The following is an 11,902-nucleotide window of genomic DNA, read 5'->3' on the forward strand; positions in this document are numbered from 1 at the left end:
CGCGCCCGGACGACCGGGGCCGCCCGGGGCTGGGGGTACTCCCCCTCGCTCCGCTGGTGGGGACCCCCACCCAGGTCGAAGTCTCTGGGGGAGGGTGGGGGTACCTCCGTGGACTGCGTATGGTCGTACCCGTGTTGGAGGAGATGCGGATCAGGTCCCTGGGCGTCATCGACGACGCTGTCGTCGAACTGTCCCCGGGCTTCACGGCGGTGACCGGTGAGACCGGAGCGGGCAAGACCATGGTCGTCACCAGCCTCGGGCTGCTGCTCGGCGGACGGGCCGACGCCGCCCTCGTACGGGCAGGGGAGAGCGCCGCCGTGGTCGAGGGGCGGATAGTCGTGCCGCCGGAGGCGTCCGCGGCGATCCGGGCGCGCGAAGCCGGCGCCGAACTCGACGACGGGGCGCTGCTCGTCAGCCGCACGCTCTCCGCCGAAGGCCGCTCGCGTGCGCACGTCGGCGGCCGGTCCGTGCCCGTGGGGCTGCTGGCCGAGCTGAGCGACGACCTCGTGGCCGTGCACGGACAGACCGACCAGCAGGGCCTGTTGCGCCCGGCACGCCAGCGGCAGGCACTCGACCGGTTCGCCGGGGAGGCCGTCTCCGTACCGCTCGCGCAGTGGTCCACCGCGTACCAGCGGCTGCGCCGTGTGAGCGGCGAACTCGACGAGATCACCACCCTCGCGCGGGAGCGCGCGCAGGAGGCCGACATGCTCCGCTTCGGCCTGGAGGAGATCGCAGCGGCGGAGCCACGTCCGGGCGAGGACACCGAACTCGCCGCCGAGGCCGAACGCCTCGGCCACGCCGAAGCCCTGGCGTCCGCAGCCAGCACCGCACACGCCGCCCTCGCGGGCGACCCCGAAGACTCCGGGCGCCCCGAGAACTCCGACGCGGCGGCGCTCGTATCGGCCGCGCACCGCGCCCTGGAGGCCCAGCGCGCCCACGACCCGGCGCTCGCCTCGCTCGCCGACCGGCTCGGCGAGGTCTCCATCCTGATGGGTGACGTGGCGGGCGAACTCGCCGGATACGCCGGCGATCTGGACGCCGACCCGCTGCGCCTCGCCGCCGTCGAGGAGCGCCGCGCGGCCCTCGCCCAGCTCACCCGGAAGTACGGCGAGGACATCGCCTCCGTACTCAGCTGGTCCGAGGAGAGCGCCGCACGCCTCGCCGAACTCGAGGGCGACGACGAGCGCATCGGCGAACTCACCGCCGAGCGCGACGCCCTCGTCACCGAACTGACCGGTGTCGCACAGCAGTTGACCGACGCCCGCAAGGACGCGGCGAAGCGCTTCGCCGACGCCGTCACCGAGGAGCTGTCCGAACTGGCCATGCCGCACGCCAGGGTCTCCTTCTCGCTCAGGCGCAGCGACGCGGCAGCGGGCGCCCCCGGTCTCGAACTGGACGGCCGCAGCGTCGCGTTCGGGCCGCACGGCACCGACGAGGTGGAGCTGCTGCTCGCACCACACCCCGGGGCGCAGCCGCGTCCTGTCGCCAAGGGCGCCTCCGGGGGTGAGCTGTCCCGCGTGATGCTGGCCGTCGAGGTCGTCTTCGCGGGTGCGGACCCAGTGCCGACGTACCTCTTCGACGAGGTCGACGCGGGAGTCGGCGGCAAGGCCGCCGTCGAGGTGGGGCGGCGGCTGGCGCGGCTGGCCCGTTCCGCGCAGGTCGTCGTCGTCACGCACCTTCCGCAGGTCGCGGCGTTCGCCGACCGTCATCTGGTCGTGGAGAAGACCGATGACGGTTCCGTCACACACAGCGGCGTACAGGCGATGGAGGGCGAGGCCCGGGTGCGGGAGCTGTCCCGGATGCTCGCGGGGCAGGAGGACTCCGAACTGGCCCGTGCCCACGCGGAGGAACTGCTGGAAGCGGCCCGTACGGGCTCCTGAGGAGGAGCAGGGGCGAACGGGCGAAGAGGCGCTCGTGGCAGGGACCGGCCGTGGCCGGGGCCCGGAACGCGCCCGGCTGTCCCGGCCGCCCTGAAGCCCGGCGAAATCACCCGGGTGAGTGATAGCGGTACCGTACGGGCGCGACGTGCCGCACCCGCGGCTCGGGCGCGGTGCCGTGAGACCCGTACCGGCTGGCATGCTGGGCGCGGCCCGTGACCGTACCGTGCCCATGCCCTGCGGGCCGTCCCGCACCATCCGGTCCACCCGGACCACCCGCCCGGTCCGAGCCCGCCAACCGCCTCGTCCGGCCTCGTCCGGCACCGAGACCTGCACCGACCCCGACCGCGACCCCGACCGCGACCCCGACACCGACCGCGACCCCGACACCGCTTTGGAGCTCGACCGGCTGTGAGCCTTCCCCCCACACCGCCCCCGCCGTCCGCCGTCGGCAGGCCGCAGCACGCCCTCCAGGTCGTGGACGGCGCGAGTGCCGGCACCGGTGCGCATGTGCGTTCGCTCGCCGAGGGGCTCGTGGCACGCGGGCTGCGGGTGACGGTCTGCGCACCGTCCGGCGCGGACGCGGTGTACGGATTCAGGGGCGCCGGGGCCCACTTCGCGCCGCTCCCCGCACACAGCGAGCCGGAGGCCGCGGCCGTGCTCCGGCGCCTGTGCGCGGACGCCGACCTCGTGCACGCACACGGGGTGCGCGCCGGGCTGCTGGCCCTCACCACGCTGGCCCTCTCGGGCCGGGCCCGCCGGGTGCCGCTCGTGGTCACCTGGCACCACCGCGGGCACGCGTCGGGCGCGCGGGCGCAGCTTCGGCGGCTGATGGAGCGGCGCGTCGCGCGGAGCGCGTCGGTCGTTCTCGCCGTCACCACCGACCTCGTGGACCGGGCCCGGCGGCGCGGTGCACGCGACGCGCGGCTCGCACCCGTCGTCCTTCCCGGACCGGGCCGCGACGAGACCCCGCTGGAGCCGCGGGCCGCGGTCGAGAGCCGCGGGCGGCACAAGACGCGCGCCGAAGTGGGCGCGGTGGGGCGCCCGCTGGTCCTCTCCGTCGGCCGCCTCGACGACCGTCACGGATACGGGACGGCACTGACCGCCGCCCGTGCCTGGCGGCATCTCGATCCGCCTCCGCTGCTGGCCGTGGCGGGCGAGGGGCCGCAGCGTACGGAGTTGCAGCGGCGCATCGACGACGAAGGACTGCCCGTTCGTCTGCTGGGCCGGCGCGAGGACGCCTTCGAACTGCTGGCCGGTGCGGACGTGGCGCTCCTCAGCTCGCGCTGGGAGGGCCGGCCGCTGCTGGCACAGGAGGCACTGCACGAAGGGGTCCCGCTGGTCGCCACCGCGGTCGGCGGGGTGCCCGAACTCGTCGGCCGAGCCGCCGAGTTGATCCCCTTCGGCGATCCGGACGCCCTGGCCGCCGCCGTGACCGGTCTGCTGGCCGACCCCGTGCGTCGTGTGCGGTTCGTCGCCGAGGGCTGGGCCCGGGCCGCGGAGTGGCCGAGCGAGGAGGCCACAGTGGCTCATGTCCTCAGCGTCTACGACGAGTTGGCCTCCGAGGGACGCCAACCCTGAGAGCCCGGGACCGGCCGCAGGACCGGGACCGCCCCCACCGGCCCCCGCCGGACCGTCCCGGGCGGTCCGGCCCTCCAGCCGCCCAGTCGTCCAGCCCTCCAGCCGTTCCCCTTGTCCCGTACCCCTCAGCTGGAGTCGCGGACGACCAGCGTCGCCGGCGTGACGACGGGCTGGGGCGGCGCCGCCTCCACGCTCTCCTCGGCCAGTCCGATACGGCGCAGCAACAGCTCCGCCATCATCCCGCCCATGCCCTCCACGTCCTGCCGCACCGTCGTCAGTGGCGGCTCGGCCCATGCAGCGGGTTCCAGGTCGTCGTAGCCGACCACGGCGACGTCCTCCGGCACTCTGCGTCCCCGCGCCCGCAGCGTACGCAGCGCTCCCGAGGCCATCAGGTCGTTCCCGGCGAAGACGGCGTCGAGACCGGGGGAGACGTCGAGCAGCCGGGCCATGGCACGCTCGCCGCCCTCGGCGGTGAAGTCCCCCTGTGCGACGAGTGACGGATCGGCCTCGTGCGCTCCGATGCCCAGGGCGTCGCAGTAGCCGTGGAGCCGGTCCAGGGCAGAGGTCTGGTCGAGAGGGCCGTTGATCACGGCGATGGTGCTGCGCCCTCGCGCCTGCAAATGAGCAACGGCCTGCCGTGCCCCGCCCCTGTTGTCGGTGTCGACGTACAGCAGATCCGGGTCGTCCTCCGCGCCGGGCCAGCCGGGCCTGCCGCCGAAGACCGCCGGCAGCCCGGTCTGCAGTGCCATCGCGGGCAGGGGGTCGTCGCCGTGCAGGGAGAACATCAGCGCTCCGTCGACGTGCCCGGCCGACAGATACCGTCCGATGCGTGCGTAGTCCTTCTGCCCTTCCAGCATCATCAGGAGCAACTGCGTGTCGTGATCGGACAGTTCGCGGCTGATACCGCGCAACTGCTGTGCGAAGAACGGGTCGGCGAAGACGCGGCTCTCGGGCTCCGCGATGACGACGGCGACGGCGCCGGTGCGCCGGGTGACGAGGGTGCGGGCCGCGTTGTTGGGCACGTACCCCAACTCCTCGACGGAGTGCCGCACCTTCTCGCGGACCTCCTCGCGGACGCCTGGACCCCCGTTGACCACCCGCGACACCGTCGCCCTCGAAACCCCGGCATGGGCGGCCACGGCCTCCAGGGTCGGGCGGGATCCGCGGAAAGTGTGCACAGACAACTCCTCTTTCTTTATCTAGGTCTTGACCAATGGGCGTTCTGAAGTACTGTGCTGCCCATGACGTGAGAGCGCTCTCACCCCCCACCAACGAGGAGCGTAAGTCATGCTCTTGAAGAGCGACAGACGGCGCTGGGCACTTGCCGGCATCGCGGCCGCTGCCGTCATCGGGACCTGTGTGGCCCCGTACGCGCAGGCCGATGAGGGCGGCACGGCAGCGAAGGCGCAGAAGAAGGCGGCAGCCCTCGAGGAGGTCTGGCGCACGGACTTCGACGGCGACGCCGGGTCCCTCCCCTCCGGCGACGACTGGATCATCGACAAGGGGCACAGCTACCCGGGCGGCCCGGACAACTGGGGCACCGGCGAGATCCAGGAGTACACCGACAGCACCGAGAACATTCAGCTCGACGGCGACGGACACTTGAAGATCACCGCCCTGAAGGACGGTGAGAACTGGACCTCCGCACGCATCGAGACCCAGCGCACCGACTTCGCCGCCCCCGAGGGCGGGAAGATGCGCATCGAGGCGAGCCTCAAACTCCCGGACGTCTCAGGCGACAAGGCGCTCGGCTACTGGCCGGCCTTCTGGACCCTGGGCGACGCGTACCGGGGCAATTACCACAATTGGCCCGGCGTGGGCGAGTTCGACATCATGGAGAACGTCAACGGCCAGAACACCACGCACGGTGTGCTGCACTGCGGCGTCAACCCGGGCGGTCCGTGCAACGAGACCACCGGCATCGGCAAGGCGCACGAGTGCTCCGGCGACTGCAAGGCCGAATTCCACGAGTACGCGATCGAACTGGACCGCAGCGGCGAGACCGAAGAGCTGCGCTGGTACGTCGACGGTGAGCAGTTCCACTCCGTCAAGGAGTCGGACATCGACGCCAAGACCTGGACCGACGCCACGAACCACGGCCACTTCATCCTGCTGAACCTCGCCATGGGCGGCGCCTTCCCCGACGGCGTCGCGGGCTCGAAGACCCCCACGGCCGCCACCGAGCCCGGCCACTCCCTGACCGTGGACTACGTGTCCGTCGAAAGCACCGGAGGTGCCTCCAAGTGATCAGCCGCAGGTCCCTCATCCGCGGTGCCGCCGCGACCGCCATCGCCGCACCGGCGGCCGGACTCCTGGTGACCCAGGCCGGCGGCGTCACACGGAAGAAGGCGGGCAAGGCCGCCGCGCCCCTGTCGTTGAAGATCGTCAACAAGAGCGGTGAGTTCGACAGCAAGTCGGTCCACGTCTACATCGTCGGCAACGACGGCAAGAACCAGGTCCGCGTCACCCCCGAGGGCGAACTGAAGCCGGTCTCCATGGGCGACAACGGCGGTGACGGCTTCACCGACTACGCCATCCCGCTCGCGGGCGAGGAGACGACGCTCAAGCTCCCCGAGATGTCCGGCCGTATCTACGTCGCCTGCGGCGGGAAGCTCAAGATCAAGGCGGTCGAGGGCGGCGACGGCTCTGCCGCGCTGGCCTACCCGGCCGGCTGGGTGGCGGGCGACCCCAACTTCGACGTGATGCACGACTGCGCCGAGTTCACCTTCAAGAACGGCGCGATGTACTGCAACACCACCATGGTCGACATGTTCAGCGTGCCACTGGGCATCCAGCTCAAGGGCGACAAGGACCAGAAGACCGGCTTCCTGAAGGAGGGCGGCCGCGACCAGATCTTCAAGGCCGTCAAGGAGGCCAAGGGCTTCGGCGACCTGGTGATCGACGACAAGCGCGTCATCGCCCCCGGTCACGGCCTCGGCGAGGGCAAGTTCTCGGAGAGCTTCTTCGACGCGTACACCGACAAGGTGTGGGAGACCTACTCCTCCAAGGAACTGGTCGTCACCACCAACGCGGGCAAGTTCACCGGCAAGGTCAGCGGCGACAAGCTGTCCTTCACCGGTCCCGGCGAGGTGTCCTTCAACAAGCCCAGCACGAAGGACATCCTCTTCTGCGACGGCGAACTCGCCGCCCCGAACGACGGCACCACCGGCCCGGTGGCCGCCATCGTGGGCGCCGCGTTCAACCGGTCCACGCTCGCCTCGATCGCCGAGCAGCCGACCACCGACCCCGCTGAGTTCTACAAGGGCGACGTCGTCCACGAGTACGTCAAGGCCATGCACGCGGCCACCGAGGACGGCAAGGCTTACGGCTTCGCATTCGACGACGTCGCAAGCTTCGCCTCCTACATCGAAGACGGCGGGGCCAGCGAATTGACGCTCACGCTGACCCCGTTCTGAGGGAATCTGCCAACGGGAACACCCTCCGCAACCCCGCCAGCGGTGGGTCCCCCGCCGGGCCGTCGGGTCCGGGCGGGGGTGTCCCGTCCCTCACCTCCACGCCCGCTGCCGGTTGTCGCCGGGCAGCGGGCGTGGTTGCGTCTGCCGCAGGCGCGGGCCCGCCCCCGCCATGGCGAACGGCCGGTGCCGCCGGGCGGTGCCGACGCAGCCCCCCCGGGGGGCGGTCCGTCAGCCGCTGTACGCGCCGGACGCGGTCAGCCGCAGCGCCGTGTCGATCAGCGGCACATGGCTGAACGCCTGCGGGAAGTTGCCCACTTGGCGCTGCAGATGCGGGTCCCACTCCTCGGCGAGCAGCCCCAGATCGTTACGGAGCGAGAGCAGTCGCTCGAAGAGCTTCCGCGCCTCCTCCACCCTGCCGATCATCGCCAGGTCGTCGGCCAGCCAGAAGGAACACGCGAGGAACGCCCCCTCCTCGCCGTGGAGTCCGTCGACGTTTTCGGCCTCGACCTGGGAGGTCGGGTAGCGCATCACGAAGCCGTCCTCGGTGGACAGCTCCCGCTGGATCGCCTCGATGGTCCCGATGACGCGCTTGTCGTCCGGCGGCAGGAAGCCCATCTGCGGGATCAGCAGCAGCGACGCGTCCAGCTCCTTCGAGCCGTAGGACTGCGTGAAGGTGTTGCGCTCCTTGTCGTAACCCTTCTCGCACACGTCGCGGTGGATCTCGTCACGCAGATCGCGCCACCGGTCCAGCGGGCCGTCCACATCACCGGACTCGATCAGCTTGACCGTACGGTCGACCGCGACCCACGCCATGACCTTGGAGTGCACGAAGTGCCGCCGCGGGCCGCGCACTTCCCAGATGCCCTCGTCCGGCTCGTCCCAGTGGTCCTCCAGGTAGCCGATGAGCTTCAGCTGGAGCAGCGAGGCGTAGTCGTTGCGCGACAGGCCCGTCATGTGCGCCAGGTGCAGGGCCTCGGTGACCTCGCCGTACACGTCGAGCTGGAGCTGGCCCGCGGCTCCGTTCCCGATCCGTACCGGGGTCGAATTCTCGTATCCCGGCAGCCAGTTCAGCTCCGCCTCGCTCAACTCCCGCTCACCGGCGATGCCGTACATGATCTGCAGGTTCTCCGGGTCGCCGGCGACCGCGCGCAGCAGCCACTCCCGCCAGGCCAGCGCCTCCTGGTGGTAGCCGGTGCGCAGCAGCGACGACAGCGTGATCGCGGCGTCGCGCAGCCAGGTGTAGCGGTAGTCCCAGTTGCGCATGCCGCCGATGCACTCCGGCAGCGAGGTGGTGGGCGCGGCGACGATCCCGCCAGTAGGCCCGTACGTCAGCGCCTTCAGCGTGATCAGCGACCGTACGACCGCTTCGCGGTACGGGCCGTGGTAGGTGCAGTGGTCGACCCACTCGTTCCAGAAGTCCTGCGTCGCCTCCAGCGCCGCCTCCGGGTCCGGCTCGGCCGGTGGGCTCTTGTGCGACGCCTGCCAGCTGATGGTGAACGCGATCCGTTCGCCAGGAGCGACGGTGAAGTCCGAGTAGGTGGTCAGGTCCTCGCCGTAGGTCTCGGCCTCGGTGTCGAGCCACACCGAGTCGGGGCCCGCGACCGCGACCGTACGGCCGTCGATCTGCTGCACCCACGGCACGACCCAGCCGTAGGAGAAGCGCATGCGCAGCGCCGAACGCATCGGCACCCGTCCGCTGACGCCCTCGACGATCCGCACCAGCTGGGGCGCGTGCTGCTCGCGGGGAGGCATGAAGTCGATGACGCGGACGGTGCCGCGCGGGGTGTCCCACTCCGATTCCAGGACGAGCGAGTCGCCGCGGTAACGCCGGCGGTCCGCCCTCGGCGGTTCAGCACCGCCCGTGGTGGCGGGCCCCACCCGCCAGCAGCCGTGCTCTCCCGTACCCAGGAGACTCGCGAAGACAGCATGGGAGTCGAAGCGGGGCAGGCACAGCCAGTCCACCGAGCCGTCCCGGCCGATCAGGGCTGCGGTCTGCATGTCCCCGATAAGTGCGTAATCTTCGATGCGCCCAGCCACGTATATCTCCAGTCGAACTGTGGCTCGCCCCGTGGGACGTGCGATGACCTGCGGATTTCCGTCCATCTCAATCAGGTGTCCGATCGAGCGTCCGAGCAGGATACGACGGAGCGAAGGCGTCCCGCCCGCGCTCTAGCCAGTACGGATGAGCCGACGCGGTGAGCTTGCGTGGAGCCGCTCACCAGGTGCGACCATTCCCTCACGGTAGGGGAGGCCGCGGCCCCCGGCGAAGCCGTCCGGCTGTGATGCCGAACGCAGTCGCGCACACGGCGGGACACGCCCCCGGAGGGTCGCTGATACCCTGGTGGCCCGTGGACCGGTGGGCGAGAGTTCCCGGATTCGTCCTCGAATCTCCCGGCACGGAATGCCCCCCGAGCCGCAGCGACGGTACCCCTGAACATCCGCTGCGCACCTCTGCGTATCGAGGTCGGGGTGCCGGTGCGCACCCACCTCGCTACCACGGGAGCACCTCTTGGCTTTGCCGCCCACGTCCATGACGACCAAGCACCTCTTCGTCACCGGGGGTGTGGCCTCCTCGCTCGGCAAGGGGCTCACCGCCTCCAGCCTGGGCGCGCTGCTCAAGGCGAGGGGCCTGCGCGTCACCATGCAGAAGCTGGACCCGTATCTGAACGTCGATCCGGGCACCATGAACCCCTTCCAGCACGGCGAGGTGTTCGTCACCAACGACGGAGCCGAGACCGATCTCGACATCGGGCACTACGAGCGCTTCCTCGACGTCGACCTCGACGGCTCGGCGAACGTCACCACCGGGCAGATCTACTCCTCCGTGATCGCCAAGGAGCGGCGTGGGGACTACCTGGGCGACACCGTGCAGGTCATCCCGCACATCACCAACGAGATCAAGAACCGCATCCGGCGCATGGCCACCGACGACGTGGACGTCGTCATCACCGAGGTCGGCGGCACCGTCGGCGACATCGAGTCCCTGCCCTTCCTGGAGGCCGTACGCCAGGTCCGCCACGAGGTCGGCAGGGACAACGTGTTCGTGGTGCACATCTCGCTGCTGCCCTACATCGGCCCCTCCGGTGAGCTGAAGACGAAGCCGACCCAGCACTCGGTGGCCGCGTTGCGCAGCATCGGCATCCAGCCGGACGGAATCGTGCTCCGCGCCGACCGGGACGTACCGCGTTCGATCAAGCGCAAGATCTCGCTGATGTGCGACGTGGACGACTCCGCCGTCATCGCGTGCAAGGACGCCCCGTCGATCTACGACATCCCGAAGGTCGTGCACGCGGAAGGCCTGGACGCCTACGTCGTACGCAAGCTGGACCTGCCCTTCCGCGATGTGGACTGGACGCAGTGGGACGACCTGCTGCGGCGAGTGCACGACCCCGACCACGAGGTGACGGTCGCGCTCGTCGGCAAGTACATCGACCTGCCCGACGCCTACCTGTCCGTCACGGAGGCGCTGCGCGCCGGCGGCTTCGCCAACAACGCCCGCGTGAAGGTCAAATGGGTCACCTCTGACGACTGCCGTACCCCGGAGGGCGCCCGCAGGCAGCTGGGCGACTGCGACGCGATCTGCATCCCCGGCGGCTTCGGCGAGCGCGGCGTCGAGGGCAAGCTCTCCTCCATCACCTACGCCCGCGAGAACAAGATCCCGCTCCTCGGTCTCTGTCTCGGTCTGCAGTGCATCGTCGTCGAGGCCGCGCGGAACCTGGCCGGCATCGAGGACGCCAACTCCACCGAGTTCGAGCAGGGGACGGCACACCCGGTCGTCTCCACCATGGCCGAGCAGCTCGACATCGTCGCGGGCGACGGCGACATGGGCGGCACCATGCGGCTCGGCCTCTATCCCGCGAAGCTCGCCGAGGGATCCATCGTGCGAGAGGTGTACGGCGGCGAGCCGTACGTGGAGGAACGCCACCGGCACCGCTACGAGGTCAACAACGCCTACCGCGGCGAGCTGGAGAAGAAGGCCGGCCTGCTCTTCTCCGGCACCTCGCCCGACAACAAGCTGGTGGAGTACCTGGAATACCCGCGCGAGGTGCACCCGTACCTGGTCGCCACCCAGGCCCACCCCGAGCTGCGCTCGCGCCCCACGCGCCCGCACCCCCTCTTCGCCGGGCTGGTCGCCGCCGCGGTCGCACGGCAGCAGGGCGAGGGCTGAGGCATGGCGGAGACGGACATGGCCGAAACCGGGCTGCCGGGGCGTCCCGGAAAGCACATCGCCGACGCCCCCGAGGCGTGGGAGGTCACGGCGACCGAAACGCCCTTCCAGGGCAACAAGACCGGTGTGCGCACCGACGACGTCGTCATGCCGGACGGCTCGGTGGTCCGCCGCGACTACCAGGTGCACCCCGGCTCGGTCGCCGTGCTCGCCCTCGACGAGGAGGACCGGGTGCTGGTGCTGAGCCAGTACAGGCATCCCGTGCGGGAGAAGCTCTGGGAGATCCCGGCCGGGCTCCTCGACGTCCCCGGTGAGAACCCGCTGCACGCGGCACAGCGAGAGCTGTACGAGGAGGCCCACGTCAAGGCCGAGGACTGGCGCGTGCTCGCCGACGTCTACACCACCCCCGGCGGCTCCGACGAGGCCGTACGGATCTTCCTCGCGCGCGAGATCGGCGCCGCCGACGGCGAACGCTACGAAGTCTCCGAGGAAGAGGCCGAGATGGAGCTGGCGCGCGTGCCCGTGCCGGATCTGGTGCGGGGCGTACTGGCGGGGGAGCTGCACAACAACTGCCTAGTGGTGGGCGTTCTGACCCTCGTGGCCGCCCGTTCTGGGCAGGGTCTGGAGTCGCTGCGCCCGGCCGACGCCCCGTGGCCTGCCCGTCCGTTCGAGAATTAGCTTCCGGCGGGGGCGGGTTGACGGCCTGCCGGGGCCCGGGCGGGCGCTGAACCGATGAGTTGTCCGCAGCCCTGTGCGTGCGGCGCGCGCACCGCGTCCGGCTGCCTGGGGTGAACTACGCTCTGTGCGTTCCCGGTCGCGGCTGCGGCGGGGCTCGTACGCGCAGACGCAGGTGGACGGGA

At 70.9% G+C, this 11,902-nt stretch carries 8 protein-coding genes; 6 read left to right on the forward strand and 2 right to left on the reverse strand.

The features are described from left to right. Window positions 1–119: 119 nt before the first annotated feature. Both recN and ACSMXX_RS26855 read left to right on the forward strand, forming a co-directional pair. Window positions 120–1,880 carry a DNA repair protein RecN gene (gene recN, locus ACSMXX_RS26850; protein WP_473181251.1) on the forward strand — a complete coding sequence of 587 codons (1,761 nt, stop codon included), beginning with the start codon at window positions 120–122 and terminating at the stop codon, window positions 1,878–1,880. A gap of 408 nt (window positions 1,881–2,288) precedes the next feature. Next, the gene (locus ACSMXX_RS26855) at window positions 2,289–3,458 is read left to right on the forward strand and encodes a glycosyltransferase family 4 protein (RefSeq protein ID WP_473181252.1); all 1,170 of its coding nucleotides are present in this window, start codon (window positions 2,289–2,291) and stop codon (window positions 3,456–3,458) included. 125 nt (window positions 3,459–3,583) lie between these two features. On the opposite strand, the gene ACSMXX_RS26860 is transcribed toward ACSMXX_RS26855, so the two are convergent. Then, window positions 3,584–4,636, reverse strand: coding sequence for a LacI family DNA-binding transcriptional regulator (locus ACSMXX_RS26860; RefSeq protein WP_473181253.1), 1,053 nt, complete (start codon window positions 4,634–4,636; stop codon window positions 3,584–3,586). A 109-nt stretch (window positions 4,637–4,745) separates the two neighbouring features. Between ACSMXX_RS26860 and ACSMXX_RS26865 the strand changes: the two genes are divergently transcribed. Next, the gene (locus ACSMXX_RS26865) at window positions 4,746–5,705 is read left to right on the forward strand and encodes a glycoside hydrolase family 16 protein (RefSeq protein ID WP_473181254.1); all 960 of its coding nucleotides are present in this window, start codon (window positions 4,746–4,748) and stop codon (window positions 5,703–5,705) included. Beyond that, a complete protein-coding gene (locus ACSMXX_RS26870; protein ID WP_473181255.1) occupies window positions 5,702–6,874 on the forward strand; it encodes a beta-1,3-glucanase family protein in 1,173 nt (390 codons plus the stop codon). Before ACSMXX_RS26865 ends, ACSMXX_RS26870 begins: the two co-directional genes overlap by 4 nt. A gap of 228 nt (window positions 6,875–7,102) precedes the next feature. Here ACSMXX_RS26870 and ACSMXX_RS26875 read toward each other — a convergent pair whose 3' ends face one another. Continuing rightward, the gene (locus tag ACSMXX_RS26875; protein WP_473184991.1) at window positions 7,103–8,917 is read right to left on the reverse strand and encodes a glycoside hydrolase family 15 protein; all 1,815 of its coding nucleotides are present in this window, start codon (window positions 8,915–8,917) and stop codon (window positions 7,103–7,105) included. Between the two features lie 487 nt (window positions 8,918–9,404). Here ACSMXX_RS26875 and ACSMXX_RS26880 point away from each other — a divergent pair, with 487 nt between their 5' ends. Both ACSMXX_RS26880 and ACSMXX_RS26885 read left to right on the forward strand, forming a co-directional pair. Next, on the forward strand, window positions 9,405–11,042 hold the full coding sequence (locus ACSMXX_RS26880; RefSeq protein WP_107374257.1) for a CTP synthase: 1,638 nt from the start codon (window positions 9,405–9,407) through the stop codon (window positions 11,040–11,042). 3 nt (window positions 11,043–11,045) lie between these two features. Continuing rightward, a complete protein-coding gene (locus ACSMXX_RS26885) occupies window positions 11,046–11,720 on the forward strand; it encodes an NUDIX domain-containing protein (protein ID WP_473181256.1) in 675 nt (224 codons plus the stop codon). The last annotated feature ends 182 nt before the right edge of the window (window positions 11,721–11,902 follow it).

The sequence above is a fragment of the Streptomyces sp. DSM 116795 genome (assembly GCF_055792905.1).